Source organism: Amycolatopsis sp. NPDC052450, from assembly GCF_044547565.1.
Taxonomy (GTDB): Bacteria; Actinomycetota; Actinomycetes; order Mycobacteriales; family Pseudonocardiaceae; genus Amycolatopsis.
On the sequence record NZ_JBIUAQ010000015.1, the window covers coordinates 124679 to 147254 of the forward strand.

Here is a 22576-nt window from a genome sequence, read left to right on the forward strand (position 1 = left end):
CCGAGGCTGAACCGCCTTCCCCGTCGCAGTCGCTGGAGCCGCGCGAAAGTGCCTGTGCCCGCTGCCGGGCTGACCCCTGCGGCTACCTTGCTGAATCCTGGGCCAATGGTCCCTTTCTCGGCGGGACTCGATGTGGCACGGTACCCGGATGAGACCGTGCCGGGCGAGGCGAACGGCGAGTTACTGTGGCCGATGAGTGGGGACCGCAGCGAGTGAACGCACACCGCACAGGCTCGGCGACCAGTGAGCGCGGCGGTTTTGCAAACTCCGGGATCGTCATCGGCGACGTGACGGTCGCCCATTGGGCTGCGGCGCACTCTTCGTACCGGTTGACAGTGGAGCGCATCGCGCCGAAGGACGGGCTCGTGGGCCGCGATCGCGAACGCGCCGAACTGGCGGCGTTCTGCACCGCGGACGAGGCTCCGGGATATGTGTGGTGGCGGGCGCCAGCCTGGGCGGGGAAGTCCGCATTGATGGCGACCTTCGTCCTTCGTCCGCCACCCGGCGTGCGTATCGTGTCGTTCTTCATCACAGCACGCTTCGCGAGCCAGTCGGATCGACATGCCTTCCTCACGGTCGTCGTCGAGCAGTTGGCTGCGTTGCTCGGGCTGCCGATGCCCTCCCTGGAGGCGGCCACGGCGGAGGCTCAGTTCGGCGAACTGCTCGATCAGGCGGCGGCATTGTGCCGAGAACGTGGCGAGCGGCTGGTCCTGGTAGTGGACGGCCTCGACGAAGATCGAGGTGCGACCACCGACGGGCACAGCATTGCTGCCATGTTGCCCAGCACGCTTCGGCACGGGCTGCGCGTCGTCGTGGCAGGTCGCCCGAACCCGCCGATACCGAGCGACGTACCTGACGAGCACCCCCTTCGCTCCCCCGAGATCGTTCGCCCGCTCCATGCTTCCGCCTACGCCGCCGCCGTGCGAGCGGACATGGAGCGTGAACTCGACGTTCTGCTCGAGAGCGCAGGCCTGGGCCACGACCTGCTCGGCCTGCTCACCGCAGCGAACGGCGGCCTGAGCGTCGCCGATCTCGTACACCTGACGAAGGCAGGCCCGCGGCAGGTCGGCAATAAACTCATGACGGTCACCGGACGCAGCTTCACCGACCGGGAAAGCGTCTGGGCACCCGGTGAACGCCCTCCGGTGTTCATCCTCGGCCACGAAGAGCTGCAAGCCACGGCGGAGAGGTTCCTGGGCGAAGCCGAACTCGGGCACTATCGAGCGCGGCTCCATGACTGGGCTGCTGAATTCCGTGGAAATGGATGGCCGCCAGACACCCCGGAATACTTGCTGCTGGGCTATTTCGAATTGCTGAAGGCCCGTGGCGACACCGACGAAATGATCAAGTGCGCGACGGATGCCACGCGCCACGACCGCATGCTAGACCTGTCCGGAGGAGACACCTCAGCGCTAGCGGAAATCACCTCGACGCTGACGGTTCTCGCTAGCAGGCGCGAGCCTGAGCTCTACGCCGTCGCGAGGCTCGCGATGCACCGCGACCGGCTCGTCGACCGCAACACCCGCATCCCGCCACTGCTGCCGGCCCTGTGGGCGACACTCGGCAACCCCACGAGAGCCGAGAATCTCGCTCGTTCGACCTCGACGCCTCTGCAACAGTGGCGCGCACTCAGGGAGGTCGCCCGCGTCGCGGCGGCCGCAGGAATGGACGACGTAGTCGATCAAATCCTGGAGTCGGTCTCGGGCGACTACGCTCGTGGCTACGTTCTGGGCGACGCTGCTCGGGCCTCCGCAGCGGCCGGCCGCTTCCTCCAGGGTTACCGATGGGCTCGGCAAGTCACCCTTCCGGACCTCGCGGATCAGGCACTCGGCGCCGTCTTACGGCGTGTGCCTGCCGCACACTTCGGCTGGGCGGAGCCTGCGGCGGATGCCATCGTCGGCTCAACCACGCGCGCGGGCGTTCAGCTCGCCTTCGTGCGAGCCAGGCTCGCTGCCGGAGACATCGAGGCAGCCCACCAACTGATCGGGTCGACCGACGACATCACCACGAGGAACCAGGCGAAGGTGGCCCTCGTCCAGGCCATCGCCGTCTCCGGTGACCTGGTCCGTGCCATCGCGGTCAGCGCGGAACTCCCGCCGGCGGAACGGGCGAAGGCACTCGTCGAAGTCCTTCGAGCGGCGGCCACGACCGGACGCCGTGCTGAAGCGATCGAAGCGGCCGAGCTCGCCCATCAACTGATCCGTGGCTTCGCTCGAGACCGCCACCAGGTCGAGGCGCTACTGGCGCTGGTGAGAGCGGCGGCTCCCGTCTGCGAAGCCCGCTGGGCCGCCAACCTGTGGGCCGAAGCCGAGGTGATCGCCTTGTCGATCACCGACCACACCGAACATGACCTCGCCGTCGTGGCCGTCGCCAGGGCCGCGGTGGCCAACGGCGATTTCGACGGCGCTCGCCGGCTCGCCGCCGCCCTGCGCGAACACCTCATACTTCCGTGGTCGGTGAAAGCAGTGGTGCAGGCGCTCGCGCAAGCTGGCGAATTCGGCCACGCCGAAGCAGTAGCCACCGCGGTCGCCGACCCCGGTGACCGAGCGGCCGCACTGGCAGTGCTCGCCGGCGCGCTCTACCCCCACGACCACTCGGGCGCGACGAACGCAGTGCGCCGGGCCGTAGTCCTTGTAGCGTCGTTGGACGGCCTCAGGCACCAGATGGCCATGGTGGTCCTTGCGCGTGAGCTGACGCTCGCGGGCCTGTGGACGCAGGCCGAAACGGTCATCGACAAGCTCGAATCCGCCGATGACCGGCTCACCGCTCTGACGCGAATGGCGTTCGCGATGTCCGATCGCCGACCCGAGCAGGCGCGGCAGGTGCTCATGCGGGTCGAGCGCCTCGCCAGAACGATCCCTGAGCCGACCGCGCAAAACGAATCCCGGAGTTCACTCGCCGAAGCATGGAGCATCGCCGACCACCGATCGCGCGCAGAACAGCTTGCCCTCACGATCACGGCCGATTTCGACCGCCAAGCTACACTTGAAAAAATCTCGCACCACCGAGTCGATGCAAACGACCTCACCGGCGCCTGGCAGACAGCGCTTCTGATCACGGAAGAAGACCGAACAGAGCACATCCACCAGCGGATCCTCGAACACTGGGTTCGTCACGGTGCGACCGAAAGGGCCTGCACCGCCGCAGCAGCAATCGAACATCCCGGGCTGCGTAGCCGGGCGTTGACCACCCTGGTGCGACTGCTGGCCCGCGCTGAACCGGTCCGCGCCGAGCTGCTGATTTCGAAGATCACCGATCCCATTTCCTCGATCGAGGCTTATATGCATCTTCACAATTACGCATCCCCGGCAGACAAAGTGAAGTTCGCGAGGCTGGCCCTGACCACTCTCGAACAGATGGCGGATGATCCGGGGCGCGAGATCGCTCTGACCCGAGTGATCATATCATTGCCGACAATTCCACAAAATCAAATACCTTCGCTAGTCGAACGAGCGGAAGCATTGATCCTGCGCGAAACGGCGCCTGCCACCACGGCCAGGCTCACCCGGGTTCTCGCTCGGCGCCTCCAGAACCAGGGCCAGCAGGAGAAAGCCGAAGTTCTGATGAACTCCGCCGAAGCCACATTGACAAATGACAAAGGTTCTCGTGATGCCGCCGCACTCACCGAACTCGTCGAGTGGTGCACCGACACCGGAGAGACAGTGCGACGACAACGGCTCATTCACCAAGCGGCCGACGCGGTGCGCATGATCGACAATTCGCCGACCCGCACAATGGCCTGGGGCAAGCTCATCAGGGCTTCGATCAGCATTTCAAGAGTCAAGTTCGATTTGGCAGACCTCACGACGGCACTCGAAGCCGATTCCGATCCAGTTTACCAAGCACAGCTTCTCAGCTACGTAATTCGCATAGCAGAACCACCCGAAGACCCTGATCAGTACCTCGAATTACTAGCAAGAGCGGAAGCCGCCACACGAGCGGCGACAGACCCAGAAGCAAAGCTGACTTTTATCCTGGCAGTTGCCACACGGCACAAGGACCCCCACGCGCCAGATCGAGCCGAATCCTACGCTTCGGCTATGTTGATTCCTGAATTCCAGGGCCGTGCCATGACCGTCATCGCACACGAAAGGGTCCGTAGGAACGACATCGATCGCGCACTCTTGATCGCCACCTCGACGCATGACCAATCCAGTTCCGATTCGATCAAGGCCAAAGTCGCCGTAGCCATCGCACAGGCCGGTTCCTCCGGTCGCGCGGCCGAGCTATTGGCACAGATCTCGAATGACCGGGATTCGGACTCGGCCGTCCGCACATTGATCCATAACCTGTTCAACCGCCGAATCGACCGCATCTACGACCACGGCGCCGGCGGCGAAACCATCACAACGTTCAACCTGCAAACATTCCGCAGCCGACGACGGACTGCGCAACGCGCCACTCTCGACGACGAAACACTGGACCGAGCGATAGAGCTGCTTGCCTGGTTCAGGTCCGGCAGGCGCAGAGCGGACGCCGCGTTGGAGATCGCCGATCACTGCGGCTGTCCCAAGCGAGCACGGAGACTGATCGTGACGGCGCTGCAGAGCGGACGCTGGTCAGGAGCGTTGCCCGCACTCGCCACCAATCAGCCAGACGCCTTCGAGGCCGTCGTCGCCGAAGCCGAGGAGCTCGGCTACACCTGAGCAACCCCCATTTGCCTCCGGGCGGAAGCACCCCTGTCATGCGGAGGTCCGCAGGTGAGCGGAGGACGGCTCGCTCTCACTGTCACATACGTCATGAACACAGCCTGATCCCGACTCGATCTACCCGCGTAACACCCGTGCCATGTCGAGCGACCTTTCCAGGCACCTCATGCCTGATCAAGGAGCTCCACAGTGCGCATCTCTCGACTCATCGCCCTCACCGGTACCGTCGCCGTACTCGCCACAACGGGCGCATGCGGAACCCAGCCCGCGCCGACAACGCCGGACGCCGCCGCCCTCCCCAGCGCGTCGCCCCAGGCCGCGGCGCCGACCGACAACGCCCCCGCCGGAGCCAACGCACAGGGCAGGGTGCCCAAGCAGTTGGGCGAGGCCGCGGGGTTCACGAGCCAGGACGGCAAAACAAAGGTCGTCACATTCACGATCGACAAGATCACCGTCGACCCGAAGTGCGACCCGTACATGAAGCCCGAGGCAGGAAAGCACACGCTACTGCTGGACATCCGGGTCGCGACAAACCAACTCTCTCCTGAGGACGCGATCCAGCTGGGCGCGACGATCAACCCCTTCGCTTTCCAAGCCGTCACACCGGACGGCGTCACGACCCCGGCCGAGCTCGGCATGTGCAAGAGCAGCAGCCTGAAGGCCCTGCCTAACAACTGGGCGTCCAACTCGAAGTACACCGGCCAGATGGAACTCCAGATCACAGCCAAGAACGGCGTACTCGCACTGATCCCCGGCGGACTGACCAACGCCGGAGGCGGCTGGGAATGGAAATACTAGCCCCCAGCATCCAACCTCGGAGCTCTGCGAATCTATGAGCCACACCAATGTGCCCACTCCGCCAGCAACATCTCTCGTTACGTGTTTGGTCGCTTGAACTCCTCAACCTGCTGACAGCAAGCAAGAGCGAGGACAAACAACGGGCCCCCTCACTCCTCCTCGGCATCGGCACGATCAGTACATGCGCGAGGCCACAGCCTAGGAGGAGGTCCACCCTCCCATACCGAAGAAAGGCCACCTGGTGGCGATGCGCACGCGCCGTGTCCGTGCTCGTCGGCTGCGCCGTAAGGCAGAGCGCGGTCTCCTGCGAGCGACGCGCATGCTTGCGGCAGAGCTACTCATCCGCCTACGAGATCCTGCCCTCCTGCTTCGAACACTGCGGGGCGCGTGGCAGCACTTTCGCGCATGGTGGCGGCATTGGATTCTCACCGCTCTTTTCGTGTTGGCGATGGGGGCCGCCGCAGTAGGCGGTGCGTTCTGGTTCTCGCTCCCGCACGGCCCGACACAGACAGAACCGCCACGTTGCAAAGAAAACACCTTCCATCAGGCTACGGTCGCAGCACGGATCAAGCTCGAGGTGGAAGGGCTGGACTACCCACGCCTAAGCAGCCATCTCGTGATCAGTGTCCCTCGCAACACGCCCGGAGCGGAACTTTTGTTGTCCCGCTCCGATAGTGCGTCCGGCAGGGCAGCCTTCTCATGCCTGCTCGGCGAGAATCGCCATGAGATGGAGATACGTAAAGAACCGCCGACAGTCTCAACGCGTGACGGAGCCGTCATCGTCACACAGCACACCTACACCGACCTGGTCAACACTGACAACGTGTGGGCTGACCGCACACAGGTCGAAGTCGGCACAGCCAGCGACCTTCCGTGGACACTGACAATGCGTTCGCCATGGGGCCTCCGATTCGCCACGTGGGACGTCACTGTGACCGCACCCGCCGGCTGGCTGTCAACTCCGCACCCCGTGCACTCGGCCGAATTGAGTGACACACAACTGCATTGGCCACTTGCCACTCCCGTGGCTTCACGCAACGGGAACCTGAACACATTGCTATCGCTGGACGACACAGTCGTGTCGGCCGAGCTCCGCCCTGACATCCGAAGCAAGTTCTCCGCAGCGGCAACCGACCGCGACCGCAAACCGTTCATCTGGGGCGCGTACTGGCTTTCAGCTTTGATCTTCGCCCTCCTCGTCCGCCGGGTTCTGCGGGCGCCGCGAGAGCACACCAGGTTCGAGTCCGCAGCCAGCCGCCGTGCCCGCAGGGCGGCGCTCATCTTGCCCTCGCTGGTCGTCGTGGCCGTATTTCAAGCCGTCACCACAAATGCGTCGTTTTGGTCGAAGATCACCTGGCCAGCAGGACCGGTGCTGCTTCTTGGCGCCTCGGTGATGGCGCTGTCGTGGTGGATGCCTCGCGCTCCCATAATATTACTATTAGCGGTCGGCTCCACGATCTGGCTCACTACTTGGCCCGGCCCTTCGACGACCACGGAAACGTCGTGGCAGGCTACCGGAGCCGTTGTGCTGGCATTTCTCATCACCTTGGTGCTTGTCGTCGGCTTGGGCAAGGCGCTCCTTGTCCTGTCGCGGGGAAAGGTGAATACACCACGATGGCTATGGTATGTGAGCTCAGCTCTCTCGACCGCGCTTGTACTCGAAGAATTGCTAGTTCGGTACGTCAATAACCAGCGCCGGCAGTGGCTCGACTTTCCAAACTTGGAAAGGGACGTCGCTGAACTATTCCGCTACTACCCGCTGGACCTCCTCGACGAGGTGACGTGGCTGGCGCTGCTGGTCGGAGCTGCCGCAGTGTGTCATCGCTATGCGTCCTACTGGTTCGAAAGAGGCCGACAGTCGCCGATGCCAGTCGCGATCGCGTTGTTCGCTATCGGCCCGATGTGGTGGGACGTACACATGTGGGGCGTCTGGTGGTGGGCTTGGCTTATCGGCGCTGTCCCGCTCGCGTTGCTATGGGTGCTGTTGCCGAAGCTGTGGAAGCCAGTGCTCGAGCACGCTTCCGTGCGCAGTGCGAATCTGGAAGCAGGTTCACTCCGGCGCAGAACCGCACAGTGGTACGCCGACGGAAAACCGCGTGAGCCTACCCCCGTTCCAGTGCACGTCCTTATCGCGATTGGCCCGGGCGGGTCGCCGATGGACAACATGCGGTTGGCGGTCAGGTTCGCCGCGTTGCCGTCGCTTATCGCCGGAGCGGGTCTGCTAACCACCGGGTGGGTGGTGTACCCGCAAATGTCGATCAACCAGCAAGATTCGCTGGTACTTACCGTGATTGACACGGTCGGGTGGGAAGTTGCCAAATGGTTGCTCGCCGCAGCAGCCCTGGGCCTCGCCTGGCAGCATCTGCCCGGAAAACGAGGTCCAGTCAAGGTGCTGCCGATAGTGCTGACCTACGCCACCGCCCCGCTAGGACAGTTTCTCCTCAACCGTGCGTCCAACGGCGTGCAGGACTGGGTACCACTCGCCGATGCCGCGCTGTTCACACTCGTCATGCTGTTCGTGGCACTGCGCCTCGACTTCACCTGCCTGGCAGGCGTCCAAACACGGTCGGCCGATCAAGGACGTATCGGACGGATGCTCGCAACCTTCGGCCTGTCCAACACACGCAGGCATCTCGCCGAGATGATCACCCTGGTCGCAGCACTATTCGCGATCTGGACCGCGCTCACAGGAGGGGACGTGGCGTTCCCAAGCATCGACCCCGGACAGTTCTCCCGTAAGTAAAGACCCTCACCATGCATGCTCCCGCTGCTGCTCGAAGCGTCGACTCAAACAATAAGGCTGGAGCGTTGGCGAACTCACGCTCCTTCTCAAGGAGACTGGAAGTCCTGGATCCATTACCACCAGTTCATGCAGTCCGACGTCGAGTCCACCGAAGCCCGCGCCTCACACCCGCCTTCGCAAGCAGACGGGACCATCGCTGTCAGCGGCCACAGCGGAGACGAGTTCTACACCTTGGGAGAGATGACGGAGGTCGTGGCGGCATTCGAGCTCTGGACAACAGAACCCGCCCCGCCCACGTCGCCGTTCGACGCACTTGATCATCCCCGCGGCTGCGAGGAGCACGTGCTGTCGTCGCGGTAGAACGTCAGGATCGCCGGATCATCCCTGCGTTCGCGGGGAGTACTGCTGAACCGCAGCGATGGTACGCCGATTGCTCGCGACCGGACGCGAAGACGCCGCAGTACGAGCCCTCCAGCGCTCCCGTGCTCGCAGCCGATCGCGCGCGCTCTCGGACGGGCTGTCGTCGAAGGCGATCAGTCGAACGGCCCCTCGAGCCAGAAACGAACGTGACCTGGGTAGCTGTCGATGACGAGGTACCAAAAGTCGTCGTGCGGCAGCACCAGTTCGATCGGACTGGTTTCCCAGAAGCCGCCATACCACACGTTGTACTCATCCCCATCGAGATACGCCTGATAGTTCTCGGCGTTCATCAAGCAGACCCTCGCGGTAGTACCGCGCAACGTCAGCTCGAAACGCGCGCCACCCGCACAAGACCCGATCTCAGACCACAGGTGCTCCATCTCCCCTTTCTAGCGGCGATCGGCCGCCAGCGGAACAGCGGCTGCGGGCCGTTCCATCATCGCTCTCGCGCGCCCGTACGGAGAACAGGGTGAGGTTGTCGGGTCATCAGGGTTTCGACGTGAATCGGTAGCGTCGATCGCCGGCGATGTCGGCGGGGTTGGGCATCTCTTGGTTCGTCCATGTACGGAAAAGATCGCCAGCCCCAGCAGGATGGGGCCGCCCAGGCGCACGAGGATTTGAAGAGCGACGCCCCACCCGGTAGGCCGATCAGAGGCGCTCGCGCCGATCAGTTTGGTGGCGGCGTCGACGACATAGACTAGAGACGCTGACCAGGTGTGCGGGTCGGCGAAGCCGAGCCGGTTCATCAGCGTCGTGCAAGCCAGGACGAGCGCAACAAGGCAGACCACGGATCGTGACCAGCGCAGGCCAAAACCGGACGTCTGCCAATACAGCCGCAGGACGAGGCCTTCAGTGCTAAACCAAGATGTCGCCGGGCGACGCATCTCGATCTCACCGTAGTAGAAGTCACCAGCGTTGGACTCATCTTTCGCGTCTTCGCGGGCCTTGCGGAGCTGCCGGTACACCGGAGCCACATCGTTGGCGTAGACCCGGCGTTGTGGTGCGCCGACGTCCCGCAGCAACAACGCCCAGCCGCCCGCAGAAGCGGCTGCGCCACGCACAATGGCCTCTTCTGTGACCCCGCGGCGCTTTGAGCGCTTCAGCACCCACGGCCATTTCTTCGGCCGAGCCTAGCGATGGCGTCATGGACGCGTCTGAAGGCGGTCTGTGTGCTGTTCGATATATGCAGACCGGATCCAGGTTTCCGCCTGGGTATATGACGACCAGACCGGAAGACCACACGACCCGAGCGTTGAGCTAGCTGGTTCGCCCGTCTGGTTGATGTGTCCAGCCTCGGTGTGTTCGCCCTCCGACGCGCACGCGCACGGTCCCTCGATACGCGGCTTCGGGAATATTCGGATAATCGTGGCGGACAACGGCTCGATAGATGTCTTCGGATACGACGAGTGTCAGGGGTGACGGGGAATGACGGAGCTCGACCTTGACCCTGGGGGCGTCGAGTAGTCGAAAGGCGGTGTCGAGGGCTTCGCCGAAACATCCTTGGCGGTCGTAGTGAATCTCCCCGGCGTGCACGACGGCACGTAGTCGTGGGGATTGGTCGCGGCAGTCGGCCAGGCGTGTTGCCAGATGTGGCATGACCGTGTCCAGCAGCCGGGTCTTGGGTACGTGTTCGGTCGGGTGCAGGAGAACGAGGACACCGTCACCGCGGTCGATGAATGGGTCTCGGTTGTGCTCGGCGATTCCGCCCGCGCGGAGCGCGTGGTTGACCGAGTCGTACATGGCGCGGCGTAGGTGCGCCTTGGCCGGATTGGTGCGGGTCGTGGATTTCTCCATGTCGACCGCCATGATGACGCGGTAGCACATGTTCTCGATATTCATGCGGTTCAGCGTGCGGCGGATGCGCGGCGTCCGGTAAGAGAAGGGACACTGTTGGGAACATCGGCAGAACACGTCCGTCGAGGAGTGCCCGTGGCTGGTTCGAACGGCAGACCGAAGGCCGACCTGTCGCCCCAGGAACGCCTGTTCGCCACGGAGGTAGCTCGGGCACGCGCGGCCGCGCGGGTCAGCCAGCAATGGGTCGGCGACCAGATCGGGTTGTCCAGGAGCAAGGTCTCCGAGGTGTGCTGCGGCAGGTACCTGCCGCAGCGGGAGACGGTCGTGCTGCTCAGCGAGGCGTTAGGGATGGACCGGGAACGGACGCTGCGGCTCTGGCAGGACGCGTGGGAGGCGAACGTCCAGCGTCGGCAACGCGATCGGCTGAACCTACGGGCCTCGGCCCCCACGGGTTGGGACCGGCTCCCGGTCCTGCCGGCCGAGGTGGTGTCGTTGCTGAGGGCACAGGTGCGTATGGCCGAGGAGCTGCCGTACCAGTTGCCAGGCGCGCGGCCGCCGTCCCTGTCGACGGTGTTCGTGCGGCAGGAGCTGGGCAGTGAGCCGGAGGACTTCAAACCCGCCAGGCAGACTCAGGTCGCGCCGCCGATGCCCGACGACCCGTACGCCGACAACCGGTTCGGCCGGGCTGACGCCGGTCCGGGAACGACAGGCAGACCGGCCGCACCGCGGCTGGCAGTGCGTGCGCCCTCCCGACCGGTCCGGGAGGCTCTGGACGCCAACGACCACGTGCTGGTCACCGCCGGGCCTGGCTACGGCAAATCCACGTTGATACAACGTCTGGCCGCGGACATCGCTCAGACATGGGTCGGCCAGGACACGACCGCCGAGACGGTGACCGAAGGTGATCCTCCGCTGACCGAGGTAGTCGTGCCGGTACGGATCCCGGCCCGCGTACTCGCCGGTCGCACCGACCTGCCGCTGCCCGAGGCGCTGGCGGCCGCCCTCTCCGCGGAGTACGGCTCGATGCTGACCGTCGCCATCGGCTCTGCGGTGTTCGCCGAGCGCGTCGCAGGCTGCCGGTGGCTGCTGCTCATCGACGCCGTGGACGAAATCGCCGACCCGGAAGTACGCGCCCGCTTCGTCCGCAGCCTCTCCGGGTGGGCGTCCGAATCACCCGGGCAGCCCTACCGCCTGCTAGTGACCAGCCGGCCGCTGGAGAGCGGCGGGCTCGCACCGCTGCACCGTGATGCGGCCCGCTACGAGCTGCAGCCGTTCGACGCCGAGACCCTGAAGCGGTTCGCGAACCACTGGTTCGACGGCAACGAGGACCTCAGCCGCCGGTTTCTCGCCCAAATCCGGCAGGCACACCTGGACGAGCTGGTCCGCGTGCCACTGCTGGCGACGATCGCCGCGATCATTTTCAAGCAGCACGGCGACCGGCCTCTGCCGGACAACCGCTACGACCTCTACGAGGAGTACCTGACCTATCTGGCCTCGGCACGTCGGCTTCCAGCCGAGACTGGCGAGTTCTCCCGGTTGGTTCGCGACCTGAGGTCTCCCCTACTGGAACACCTGGGCACCACCCGCTTCCGCGCGGACGTATCCCTGACCGCAGCAGCGCAGACGTGGCTGCTCGCCAACACCACCCCCGCACAGCGTCCGGCGGCCTGGCAGAACGACCTGGTCGCACTGCTTCGAAACGTCGGCCCACTGGTCGTTCGGGGTGACGACCTCCAGTTCCTGCACCACAGTTTCGCCGAGCACCTCGCCTCCACCGCCAGAGCCCGGCAACTACCGGTGCCCTTCGACGCGGAGCACCCCGACTGGGCGCAGGCCATCCACACCGCACAGCACGGACGGTCTACCCAGCACGTCCGTATGGTTCTCGTGCACTACACCCATCTGCGGGTCGACCAGGCCGACGCCCTGGTCTCCTGGCTGCACGACAACTCCTCGGGCTTCCAGCAGATCGCGGCCGAACTGCTGTCCCAGCACGTGCCCGTGACACCGGCGGTGCTGGACGCGTTCCTCGACACTGCGAGGGCATGGGCGAGAATCTCCAGCGGCACGGAGATCTTTCGCCAGGCCACCCACGCCACCCACCATCCGCGGCTCGCCGCCTGGCTCCGAGACCTCATACACGATCCCGAGACTAGATGGAACTGCCGCATCGAGGCCGCCGTCGCACTCTGCACCCGGCTGAGCGCCCACGTCCACGAGGCCACTGAGCTGCTGCGAACAGCTATGGACGACGTCGCGCTGGAACTGGGTGACCGGCTGGCAGCCGCCGAAGGTCTCGCCAAAGCCGGCCGGCAACAGCGTGAGGCGGCCGTACGCGGCCTGCGAGCCGTGCTCGGTGATCCCGGCAGGACGCCGTACATGCTGCGCGGCGCCGCCGTCGCGCTCGCGGACCTCGACCCCGCCTGCCACGACGACGCCGTTCAGATGCTGCGAGAAACACTCGCGGCCCCCGCAGCCTCTGCCCGGCATCAGCTACAGGCCGCGATCGGACTGGCCGAGATCGGTGCAGAGTTCCACCCCCATGCCGTTACCACCTTCCGCGCAATCGCCGATGACACCAGTCTCGATACGTCCCCGCGGGTCGAAGCAGCGCTAGCGCTCGGTGACCTGCGGTCGATCTACCTCGACCAGGCCGCCGACCTCCTGACCGGCATGATCACCGACCGCAGTCACTCCGCTTTCGAACGTTGCCAGGTTGCCCGTGCGTTGGTCGAACTCGGACCCGAATACGCAGGGCAAGCGGCTGGTCACCTTCACGCGATCCTGGACGAACCTTTTCTCCCAGCGCACGAGCTGTGGCGTGTGGCCGAGGATTTGGCGACAGCACACCCCGCTTATCGGGAAAAATCCGCAGTGCGTTTACGTCAGATCGTCTCGAGTCTGGGAATGTACTCCAACACGAAGCTGTGGGCGGCGAATGCATTAGCCGGGCTGGGAGCTGAATACCATGAGGAGGCTTCCCGAGAGCTTGCCCTCCTGTCCACGGATCCGACGGCGATGGCGTGGGAGCGCATTGGCGCGGCCGGCAAACTGGCGAGTCTCGGTCCCCATTATCGTGGCGAAGCTGTCGCCACGCTGCGTCAAAAGCTGGCCGACCAGACGGTCGATGCGGACGAACGCCTGGAGGCGGCAGACGAACTCGTAGCGCTCGGCACCGAGTTCCACAATGAGGTGTCCACCGTGCTGCACGAGATCGCGATTGATCCGGCCGGGGATGCAGGCGACCGGGTATCTTCTGCCGCGAAACTCGCAGGCCTCAAAACCACTTTTTGCGGTCAGGCCATCGCGATCATGCGGACGGTCCTCCACGATCCGGGCGCCTCCACAGCTGCGCGAAGAAACGCCGCCCAGAAACTCGTCCAGCTACAGCCCGCCTCTCGGACCGAGAGCGCGGTCGCACTGGCCTCGATTCTGCGTGACACCACTCGTGAGTGGGGGCTGCGCACTCTCGCTGCCCGGCATCTCGCGGATCTCGGCGGAGAATACATTGGCGAGGCTGCCGCCGGCCTACGTGCAATGCTGGATCGTCCGCCACCCAGCCGGTTGTTGTATCAACAGGTCGCGACATCCCTTACGAGTTTCGGTATCGAAATCCGAACCCGGGCCGCCTATGATCTGCGCGCGATTCTGATAACACCGGATGCCACGCCTGAGCGGAAGCAGGCGGCAGCACTCGCGCTGACTGTGCTCGGTCGGGAACACTGGGAGAACGCGGAGCGTGCTCTTTGTGAAATGTTGTCAGATCCAGATGCGGATGCTCACTTTCGCCAGGAAGCGGCAGGCGTCTTCATTCGGCGCCGTTCGCGACATTTGCCTCATGCCTTGGCCGCATTGCGGGCTGTGCTCGCTGATCCGACAGCGACCGCCTGGATTCGGGAAGCCGCGGCGAAGACGTTGGCACGCCAGGGTGAGCAATATCTGAACGACGCCATCGACGGGTTGAGAGCCGCGCTGGCCGACCAGCTGACTCCTGTCGAGACGCGCGCCGAACTCGCCGGCACGCTCGCGGAAATGGGTAGAGATCCCCGAGAACCGCCGAAAGGAGTCTGCGGGCCTTGGCGTCAGAGTCGAGTGTGACCGCGCGCGGTCGTGTGGGTGCGGTATGGCAACTGATGAAGATCGACGCCGCGTACCGCGAAGATGGCTTCGCTGTTCTCTCAGAGGTCCTCGCCGATCCCGCTGTACCGACGAATGACCGCTGTACCGCCGCGACATATCTGATCCAGCTCGACCAGAACCACGCCCAGCTGGTGATTCCGGTTCTGCAAGCGATGCTGACTTCTCCACTGACCAAGCCCTCCGACCGGCTTTCCGTCATTGACCGATTGGCTGATTTCGGTGTCCTCAACCGTGCGGCGCGGACGGAACTGGTGCTGGCGGTGGCCCAGGACCGGACGGCGGACGGATCTGCCCGCAGCCAGGCCGCGTGGCGGCTGAGAGGCGGCGACTACGCCCAGCGGACAACCTCGCTCGAGATCGAGCGAGACCTCCTGAACGACCATCTCGTGCCCGTGTGGGAGCGAGTCACCGGGCGGTATGACTTCCAGATCCACTACACCGACGCTGCCCTCCGCAACGAGAAGATCGCTGCGCTGCGCGATGTCATCAACGAACCCGAGTTCGACCTGGACAGCCGGTTCGAGGCGCATGTCCTACTGTCCGGGTTCGGCCCGGACTTCAAACAGGAAGCAGCCAACGCTCTCGGGAACGTTGCCGAGAGCGTTGGCTCTTCGGCCACCACACTGGGCGGAGCACTCCGTGCGCTTGGCCGCCTAGGCGGCCGGCACCGGACACGAGCGCTGACCCTGGCGGAACGCATCCTCTCGGATCCGACGGAACACCCGGGACGCGGCATCGAAGCGGCGATGACCGCCACCACGATCGGCGGTGCAGGTGGCTCTGGGAACGTCCTCCTGCTGGCGATGATGCGGGACCCAGCGGTGAGCCCTTGGAACCGAATCCGGGCTGCGACGACTCTGGCGTGGCAGGGTTCCTACGAAGCGACGACCCAACTCCGCGAACTGGCCAGCAATCCCTTAGTGTCCCCGTACACCCGTCACCTGGCGGCGGTCACCGTGGCCAAGACGCGATCAGCCGAGCGCGTCACCATGGCCGCCATCCTCGACGACCTCGCCGGTGCCGCTACAACTCCGGCGGCGGCAAAATGGCAGATCGCCGCCGCACTCGCCGGACTCGGGGAACAGCGGGGAACCACGTACCTCCAGAAGATCATGACCGATACCGGCCTGCCTGTGTCGGCGCGCATCGAGGCCGCCAACTCGCTCGTAGCAATCCACCCCATGCACCTGACGGCGGTCGCCGACACACTCCGCGCCATCGCGAAAACACCAATCACCACCGCCGCCAAGCACCTGCGCGCCCTAACCGTGCTCGGCTCACTCACCAGACCACACTGCGACGAAGCCATCGCGGCGCTGCGACAGGTCGTACTGGACCGCACTAAACCGCCGACAGCGCGCTGGCGCGCCGCCTACACCATGACCTGCCTCCGCCGCGACACAGCGACCGAAAGCGCGTTCGCCGTGCACCAGATCATCCGAATCACCCACACCCCGACCCATATCAAGCAACGCGCTGCCCGAGCCCTGGCGCAATGGAGTCCAGCTCACCGCGACGAGGCACGCCGCGTCCTCGCGCAAGACACGAAGTAACTCCTCGTTACCAGCAATCTAAGATCAACTGGCGATATTGGAGCGACCGGTACGCGCCGAAACCCGTCCGAGACCGCCCCAACGAGGAGGAACGAGGGACCACAGGCCCTATGCACCACGTGCACCGACGCGCGACCATCGGCATCTGCGCGTGTCTCTCCGAAGGCGCGACTCGCGGCATGAGCGGACGTTGGCCGTGGCGTTGCCATGGGCGTTCGCGTCAAGTCGTCACCCGACGACATCTACGGCCTAGGATTAACTAGTGGCACATCGCTTCGGCGAGGCTTGCCGCACCCTCCGGTGCGCAGGAAGGCATGCCAGGACTCACCGAGCCTCCGCCATCCGGCCTTGGGGCAGCAACAGCATCCATTGCTGTGAACTACGCGAATGGCGATCCTCGAACCACGGACCCCACCCCCGCACGGCCTCGTGGCCGATCGTGAGGTAGCGGCGGCTGTGCACGGATTGGACGAGGTACCCGTTGCCGTCCGGGCTGTCTTCGAAGCGCCAACGCTGCCGTGGTTCCCCTGTGTTCTCCGACATCACCGGATGAATGTCACCCGAAACCTCGAAGGTGGCATCGAGAACCAGCCCGTTGGCCACGGACACGATCAGCACCTCGTCTTTTTCGCCACGCGCCTCCAGCCGCCAGAGCTGATGCGACTGGCCGTGCGGTGACCACACAGTTACGTCACCTCCGGGCTCAGTGCCGATGGGGGTGTCGAGAGCGAACCCGCACGCTCTGTTGACCAAAAGAAAAGGACCGTCCTTCGACATCTTCGCTCCCTTGAACGGGGCCCGAGAACCGCGTTGTGCAATATCGGACTCACCTTGCGCCAGCAGCGACGACACCGGCAGCACCAGTACGGCGACGGTCAGCGCACCGATGCCAGCGACCCAGCTCATCCCCTCCACGATGGGGCGCCACGGGTGGTGCGCGTCTCCGAGCCAGTTCAACAACCCGAAGTGGATCACCGCCCACGTCACGACTCCGCCGGCAACCAGCCACACCGCGCGACCACTTCGCCTAGCCAAATCGACCCCCACCCGACAACGAACGTCCGCGTCCTGGCTAACAGATCGCGAAGGGCGGTCATTTCGCTACACCAAATCGTGTCCGGCTCAGACACTTTCAGATCGGTGGTCTGTGGACAACGCCGCTCCAGCTGGAATCGGTCGCCTACTTCGGTGACGTTCGCCCCGCCCTCCCGCGTTGACCAGCTCGCCGCGGTCGACCCGGACGACACCGTACGTGCCGCCGGTGAGCGGCAGGAACATTACAGCGCGCTCCCGCGCAACGTGGCTCTAACTACGAGCATCCGTCTCGACACACTCGTGAATCGTCGACTCCGCCAAGTGTTCGCTCAGCGGCATGAGCGGACGTGGACGTGGGGAGCCCACCCGGTGATCGGGCCATAGCCCTGGGCAGGTCGCCGTGCTTCATGCGGCCGGAGAGCCGGCCATCTGTGGGGAGGGAATCTCGGACCTGTGGTCGAATCCGGTGCCGCGCGATCGACGTACGGGTGAGAGCGGCGGACGGTCGACGGATCGAACGTGTCCAGTGGCCCGCATGTCACACCGACGGCCCCGCCGACTGGCCAGAGGAAGGGTATTCAGGATGCGTAGGACACCACTGCGGCTGTACATGTCCATGTCGGTCGACGGGTACATCACCGGGCCGGACGACCGGCCGGGTCAGGAACTCGGCCGCGGCGGAGGGCGGCTGTTCAACTGGCTCGACGACCGGATGTCCGCGGGGATCAACGGGCAGGTGTATGCCGAGGCCAGTTCGACCGGCGCCGTGATATCCGGACGCCGCACGTTCGAGCTGGCTGGCCGCTGGAACGGCGACCACCACGACGGCGTGCCCATCCATGTGCTCACCCACACCATCGATCCGGCCGACGAGCCACCGGGCAGCGCGAAGTTCTACACCGACGTCAACGCGTGTGCCAACGAGGCCAGGGAAGCGGCGGGAGATCGAGCCGTGCTGGTCCACGGTGCGGGTGCGGCGCGGGCTCTGCTGGCGGCAGGCCAGCTCGACGAACTCGAACTGCACCTCGTCCCCGTGTTGCTCGGCGACGGAAGGCGGTTGTTCGAGGCGACCGGACTCGGCCGCATCGAACTGGAGCCCGTCCGGCGGCTCGAAGGCCGCGACGTCACGCACCTGCGATACCGCGTAGTCCACCAAGAAGCACAACAGCCATGACCGCCGCGTTGCCGATGCTCGGTGCTCCCGACGTCAGCGGTTACGCCGAAGGGCCGCACTGCTCGGGCCACCGACGCTTGCTGGCGACTGCGACGAAGCGGAGCTTGCGCGTTCAGTGATCGCGATGCCCGTGAGGGGGTTGAGCCGTGGGGAGCGTCGAACGCAGTGATCGCGCGATTGCCTGCACAACGGGCGTGGGTAGCCCCAGCGTCGGTGCCGATCGCAGCTCCACCTCGAACTCAAGATCGACCTCTGCACAGCCGCAATCCAGGTATTCCTCCGCGGCGAAACATCGGTTGGCCAAGTCCGAGTCGAAATCCGGCGACCAGAACCGAGCTCGACAGCGTGTTCCTGCGCCTTGTTCAGGGCCGCGCACAGCGCTTTCGTGCCGACAATCCGGTTGGCCGACCACATAGCCGTCCACCAGCTTGCTGGTGGACGGCTATGTGGCGTACTGAGCGTCCCAGCGAATTCCCGTGACCAGCTCGTCAACGAAGGTGAAATTCTCGTGCATGGTCACTTGTCGGCCAGCGCCAACGACACCAGCCGATCGATCACCTCGGTCAGCGAGAAGCCAGCGGCCTTCATCATCCGCGGGTAACGGCTGTAGGAGGTCAACCCCGGCAGGGTGTTCACCTCGTTGAGCACTACACTGCCGTCTTCCTTAACGAACAGGTCCACCCGAGCCAGACCGCGGCAGCCCAACGCGCGGTAAATGGCCTTCGCGGTTTCCTTCACCAGATCGCGCGACTCGTCGGAGATATCGGCGGGGCAAATGAACGAGGAGTTCTCGGACCCGGTTTCCGGCGAGGCTTCCTGGTGAATCTTGAAGAATCCGTGCGTGAGCACCACCCGGTCCAGCTCGCCGATCAGCAACTCCGAACCATTACCCAGGATAGAGCTACCGACCTCGCTGCCGACCACGGCTTCCTCGATCAGCACCTTCGCGTCGTATTCCCGGGCAGCGGTCAGCGCTGCGGACAGTTCTTCCTTGCTGGACACCTTGCTGACCCCGAAGGCGGAACCGGACCGGGCCGGCTTCACAAAAACGGGGTAGTTGAGCTGGTCGGGGTCGACATCCGCGTCGGAGTTGACGATCCAGAATTTCGGGGTGGCGATTCCGGCGTTGCTGACCACGGTGTAGGTCAGCGATTTGTCCATACACACTGCGGAACTCGGGATATCGCAGCCGACATAGGGGATGCCAGAAAGTTCCAGCAGGCCTTGCATCGCGCCGTCTTCACCGAACTTGCCATGCAGCACGGGCAGCACGACATCCAGGCCGATCGAGTCGTACTTACCCTCGTCCAGCACCAGCAAGCCGCGGGTGCTCCGGTCCGGCGACACCACGACCGGGCGGCAGTCGCCGCTTTCCCAGTCCCCATCCGGGCCGTCGCAGAGCTTCCACGCGCCGTCGCGGGTGATGCCGATCCAGAACGGTTCGTACTTGGCCGTATCGAGGCTCTTGGCTACCTCACGCGCCGACTTGACGGAGACGGGGTGCTCCTCGCCCGAACCGCCGAACAAGATGCCGAGCTTCAACCTAGCCATGATGCCTCCCATTTTCGAAATTCAGGCAGTTAAGGAGCTTGTTTTCCACAATATCCTGGAGCGCGTGATCGGTGGTCAGCTGGGGTGCAGGCGGGCCAGTGCGGTGGTGATCAAGCCGGTCCAGGGCCAGTGTGCGGCGACGGCCTGATGATGGAGGGCTGGTGGATCACGAAGTGAAGATCGGATACAGCTTCTGGGGCTTCCTTGTCTCCGGAATCCTCGACACCCCGACGGCGGACGCAGCCATCGCCGCACGCTGGTCGACGGCCTGCGCTCCCGCGAGCACCAGCTGGTTTTCCTGCAACCTGACCGCGACCACGCCAAGGTCGGCCTGGGCCTCTCCGCGCATTACACCTGAGACATCGGCCCGCCCGAGGTCGACGCAATATTCCTGGAGTGGCGGTGGCCGATAACCGGCCGCAACACCACCTGGTGTGGCGCTGCCGGGCACACCTGTGATTTGCACCGTCAGCTGGAGCTGCTCGACAACTACACCGACCGACGCAGAGCCTTGGGCGTTGGGGCGGAGCGCTCCCGAATCTTGACGTGTTGGTCCGATCGGAATGGCGCGGATCGTCCACCGCCACCGAGCGGCCGTCCACAGGTTGATCATGGTCATCCACGCCAGTGCGTCGGTGATCCGTTGGCTTGAATCGAATGCGGCAGATTCGGCCGCCCCGCTGCCAGCGATGGAGGCGGTCGCGGCGTTGCCAGAGCTATCGCGAATACCAGGCGATACGGCCATGTTCGTTGGCCGTTCTGACGAGCTGGCGCAGCTCGAGCGCGTGCTGCACGGCTCTGGGCGGGCGGCGGTCGTCACTGTGCATGGGCTGGGTGGCGTCGGCAAGAGCACACTGGCGGCCCACTTCGCTCACCTCAACGCCCACAAGTTCGGGGTCCGTTGGTGGATCACTGCGGACTCGCCTGTCGCCATCAGCGCCGGCCTGGCCGAGCTGGCCATCTCACTCGTTCCCGACACCGCGGGCCTGCCCGCCGAGCAGCGCAGCGAGCTGGCGACACGGTGGCTGGCCACTCACGATGGTTGGTTGCTGATACTGGACAACATAGCCTCCGCCAAACACACCGCTGCACTGCTGGAGCGCGTGCGGACCGGCACCGTGCTCATGACCAGCCGCCAGGCCACCGGGTGGCACGCTATCGCCACCACCGTCAACCTCGACGTCCTGGCCGAAGAGCACGCGGTCGAACTGGTGACCAAGATCCTGCGAGCACACAATTCTCAGGCGCACCTGGAGCAGGCAGCAGAGTTGTGCCGCCTGCTAGGCGGCCTGCCGCTAGCGATCGAGCAAGCTGGCGCCTACATGGCCGAGACATCCACCAGTCCGCTCGAATACATGAACTTGCTGGACCGGTATCCGGCCACCATGTACGACGAGATCGCCGAGAACGGCGATACACAACGCACGGTGGCCCGGATCTGGCGTCTCACACTGGACAACCTCGCCGATACACCGCTGGCTGGCCGGTTGCTGCGGACGCTGGCCTGGTATGCCCCCGACGACATTCCCGCCGACCTTCTATCCGGGCTCGCCGAAGAGCCCCTGCTCCGCAAGGCGCTCGGCAGACTAGCTGCCTACAGCATGATCACCCTCAATACTGACACGATCCGCGTGCACCGCCTCGTGCAAGCCGTGACCCGCACTCCCGACAGGGCCGATCCTCATCGTCAGCCTGAGGATGTTGCCCACGCGCGCGCCACAGCCGCCGACCGCCTCGCCAAGGCCGTCGCCGATGCGCACCATGACGCGCCTGCGGACTGGCCCATCTTCCAGGCGAATCTGCCTCACGCGATGGCACTACTCGACCACTCCGACGAGCTCGACGCCGATACGACATCACATTGCGCCCTTGCCAACCGTTTCAGCCTCCACGCTCTATGCCAGGGCGATACTGCTGCAGCGATGGCACTGGCCACCCGCGCCATGAACAGCTCTGAACGGCTCTACGGCCGCGACCACCCAAACACCCTGGCCTCGCGCAACAACCTGGCATACGTCTACGAATCAGTCGGTGATCTGAGCAGTGCGATCCCGCTGCACGAGGCGACATTGGCCGACTCTGTACGCGTGCTCGGAACCGACCATCAGAACACGCTGGCTTTTAGAAGCAACCTCGCCGGAGCCTACGAGTCGGCCGGCGATCTGGGGCGTGCGATCCCGCTGTACGAGCAAACACTGACCGCCTGTCTACGAGCGCTTGGAGCCGACCACCCCCACACGGTGACCGCATGCAACAACCTGGCCTACGCTTACCGGTCGATTGGCGATCTGGAACGCGCGATACCGCTTTTCACGGCCACGCTCGAGGCCGCCGAGCGGGTGCTGGGAGCCGACCATCGGTATACGCTGGTCGCGCGACACAACCTGGCTAGCGCATACCACTCGATAGGTGATCTAGAAACCTCGATCCTCCTGCACGAGGCCACACTGGCTGATCGAGAACGGATCCTGGGACCCGAACATCCGGACTCACTGAACTCGCGGATGAACCTCGCCTGCGCCTACCGCGCGGCAGGCGACCTAGGGCGTGCGGTCCCGATGTACCAATCAGCTCTCGCCGATGCCGAACGAGTACTTGGGCCCGAGCACCGCCTGACGAAGCTAATTCGCTCAAACCCGATACGTCAAACGCACGACCACAACTGACTGGCTTCGCTCGGCCGATCGTTGAGAAGACATCACCATTCCAATGGGCGCGC

The 22576-nt window shown here is 64.7% G+C and carries 14 protein-coding genes and 1 pseudogene; 8 read left to right on the top strand and 7 right to left on the bottom strand.

What is annotated here, in order from left to right; genetic code table 11:
- Positions 1-212 precede the first annotated feature (212 nt).
- The 4 genes from ACIHAO_RS24605 to ACIHAO_RS24620 all read left to right on the top strand — a co-directional run bounded on the left by ACIHAO_RS24605 (position 213) and on the right by ACIHAO_RS24620 (position 8550).
- Positions 213-4646: a hypothetical protein gene (locus ACIHAO_RS24605; RefSeq protein ID WP_396561476.1), complete on the top strand. Its 4434-nt coding sequence runs from the start codon at positions 213-215 to the stop codon at positions 4644-4646.
- A gap of 192 nt (positions 4647-4838) precedes the next feature.
- The gene (locus ACIHAO_RS24610) at positions 4839-5447 is read left to right on the top strand and encodes a hypothetical protein (protein ID WP_396561478.1); all 609 of its coding nucleotides are present in this window, start codon (positions 4839-4841) and stop codon (positions 5445-5447) included.
- Positions 5448-5694: 247 nt separating this feature from the next.
- Positions 5695-8190 (top strand): DUF6185 family protein, encoded by a 2496-nt coding sequence (locus tag ACIHAO_RS24615; protein WP_396561573.1) that lies wholly within the window; start codon positions 5695-5697, stop codon positions 8188-8190.
- 15 nt (positions 8191-8205) lie between these two features.
- Positions 8206-8550, top strand: coding sequence for a hypothetical protein (locus ACIHAO_RS24620; protein WP_396561480.1), 345 nt, complete (start codon positions 8206-8208; stop codon positions 8548-8550).
- A 173-nt stretch (positions 8551-8723) separates the two neighbouring features.
- On the opposite strand, the gene ACIHAO_RS24625 is transcribed toward ACIHAO_RS24620, so the two are convergent.
- The 3 genes from ACIHAO_RS24625 to ACIHAO_RS24635 all read right to left on the bottom strand — a co-directional run bounded on the left by ACIHAO_RS24625 (position 8724) and on the right by ACIHAO_RS24635 (position 10449).
- On the bottom strand, positions 8724-8990 hold the full coding sequence (locus tag ACIHAO_RS24625) for a DUF1883 domain-containing protein (protein ID WP_396561482.1): 267 nt from the start codon (positions 8988-8990) through the stop codon (positions 8724-8726).
- A 9-nt stretch (positions 8991-8999) separates the two neighbouring features.
- Complete coding sequence (locus ACIHAO_RS24630; protein ID WP_396561484.1) at positions 9000-9716, bottom strand: hypothetical protein; 717 nt, start codon at positions 9714-9716, stop codon at positions 9000-9002.
- A 151-nt stretch (positions 9717-9867) separates the two neighbouring features.
- On the bottom strand, positions 9868-10449 hold the full coding sequence (locus tag ACIHAO_RS24635; RefSeq protein WP_396561486.1) for a hypothetical protein: 582 nt from the start codon (positions 10447-10449) through the stop codon (positions 9868-9870).
- A 90-nt stretch (positions 10450-10539) separates the two neighbouring features.
- Between ACIHAO_RS24635 and ACIHAO_RS24640 the strand changes: the two genes are divergently transcribed.
- Together ACIHAO_RS24640 and ACIHAO_RS24645 are read left to right on the top strand one after the other, a co-directional pair.
- Complete coding sequence (locus ACIHAO_RS24640; protein ID WP_396561488.1) at positions 10540-14502, top strand: NACHT domain-containing protein; 3963 nt, start codon at positions 10540-10542, stop codon at positions 14500-14502.
- Positions 14503-14537: 35 nt separating this feature from the next.
- The gene (locus ACIHAO_RS24645) at positions 14538-16097 is read left to right on the top strand and encodes a hypothetical protein (protein WP_396561490.1); all 1560 of its coding nucleotides are present in this window, start codon (positions 14538-14540) and stop codon (positions 16095-16097) included.
- A gap of 324 nt (positions 16098-16421) precedes the next feature.
- Here ACIHAO_RS24645 and ACIHAO_RS24650 read toward each other — a convergent pair whose 3' ends face one another.
- Positions 16422-17084, bottom strand: coding sequence for an RICIN domain-containing protein (locus ACIHAO_RS24650; protein ID WP_396561492.1), 663 nt, complete (start codon positions 17082-17084; stop codon positions 16422-16424).
- A 631-nt stretch (positions 17085-17715) separates the two neighbouring features.
- Between ACIHAO_RS24650 and ACIHAO_RS24655 the strand changes: the two genes are divergently transcribed.
- Positions 17716-18306, top strand: a complete 591-nt coding sequence (locus ACIHAO_RS24655; RefSeq protein WP_396561494.1) for a dihydrofolate reductase family protein — start codon at positions 17716-17718, stop codon at positions 18304-18306.
- A 324-nt stretch (positions 18307-18630) separates the two neighbouring features.
- Here ACIHAO_RS24655 and ACIHAO_RS24660 read toward each other — a convergent pair.
- The 3 genes and pseudogenes from ACIHAO_RS24660 to ACIHAO_RS24670 form a co-directional block, all read right to left on the bottom strand.
- Positions 18631-18820: pseudogene (locus ACIHAO_RS24660) on the bottom strand (D-Ala-D-Ala dipeptidase VanX); the annotation flags it as partial.
- A gap of 2 nt (positions 18821-18822) precedes the next feature.
- Positions 18823-19857: a D-alanine--(R)-lactate ligase gene (gene vanA, locus ACIHAO_RS24665; protein WP_396561496.1), complete on the bottom strand. Its 1035-nt coding sequence runs from the start codon at positions 19855-19857 to the stop codon at positions 18823-18825.
- A gap of 166 nt (positions 19858-20023) precedes the next feature.
- Positions 20024-20476, bottom strand: a complete 453-nt coding sequence (locus ACIHAO_RS24670) for a hypothetical protein (RefSeq protein WP_396561498.1) — start codon at positions 20474-20476, stop codon at positions 20024-20026.
- On the opposite strand from ACIHAO_RS24670, the gene ACIHAO_RS24675 reads away from it, so the two are divergent.
- Positions 20469-22523: a tetratricopeptide repeat protein gene (locus ACIHAO_RS24675; RefSeq protein ID WP_396561500.1), complete on the top strand. Its 2055-nt coding sequence runs from the start codon at positions 20469-20471 to the stop codon at positions 22521-22523. The two genes, ACIHAO_RS24670 and ACIHAO_RS24675, sit on opposite strands and share 8 nt — an antisense overlap.
- The last annotated feature ends 53 nt before the right edge of the window (positions 22524-22576 follow it).

Excerpts from the sequence above, each read along its gene's own strand:
- ACIHAO_RS24670 (WP_396561498.1), bottom strand. The coding sequence starts at position 20,476 with ATGACCATGATCAACCTGTGGACGGCCGCTCGGTGGCGGTGGACGATC.
- ACIHAO_RS24635 (WP_396561486.1), bottom strand. The coding sequence starts at position 10,449 with ATGAATATCGAGAACATGTGCTACCGCGTCATCATGGCGGTCGACATG.
- ACIHAO_RS24615 (WP_396561573.1), top strand. The coding sequence starts at position 5,695 with ATGCGCACGCGCCGTGTCCGTGCTCGTCGGCTGCGCCGTAAGGCAGAG.
- ACIHAO_RS24675 (WP_396561500.1), top strand. The coding sequence starts at position 20,469 with ATGGTCATCCACGCCAGTGCGTCGGTGATCCGTTGGCTTGAATCGAAT.
- ACIHAO_RS24625 (WP_396561482.1), bottom strand. The coding sequence starts at position 8,990 with ATGGAGCACCTGTGGTCTGAGATCGGGTCTTGTGCGGGTGGCGCGCGT.
- ACIHAO_RS24645 (WP_396561490.1), top strand. The coding sequence starts at position 14,538 with ATGAAGATCGACGCCGCGTACCGCGAAGATGGCTTCGCTGTTCTCTCA.
- vanA (WP_396561496.1), bottom strand. The coding sequence starts at position 19,857 with ATGGCTAGGTTGAAGCTCGGCATCTTGTTCGGCGGTTCGGGCGAGGAG.
- ACIHAO_RS24620 (WP_396561480.1), top strand. The coding sequence starts at position 8,206 with ATGCTCCCGCTGCTGCTCGAAGCGTCGACTCAAACAATAAGGCTGGAG.
- ACIHAO_RS24655 (WP_396561494.1), top strand. The coding sequence starts at position 17,716 with ATGCGTAGGACACCACTGCGGCTGTACATGTCCATGTCGGTCGACGGG.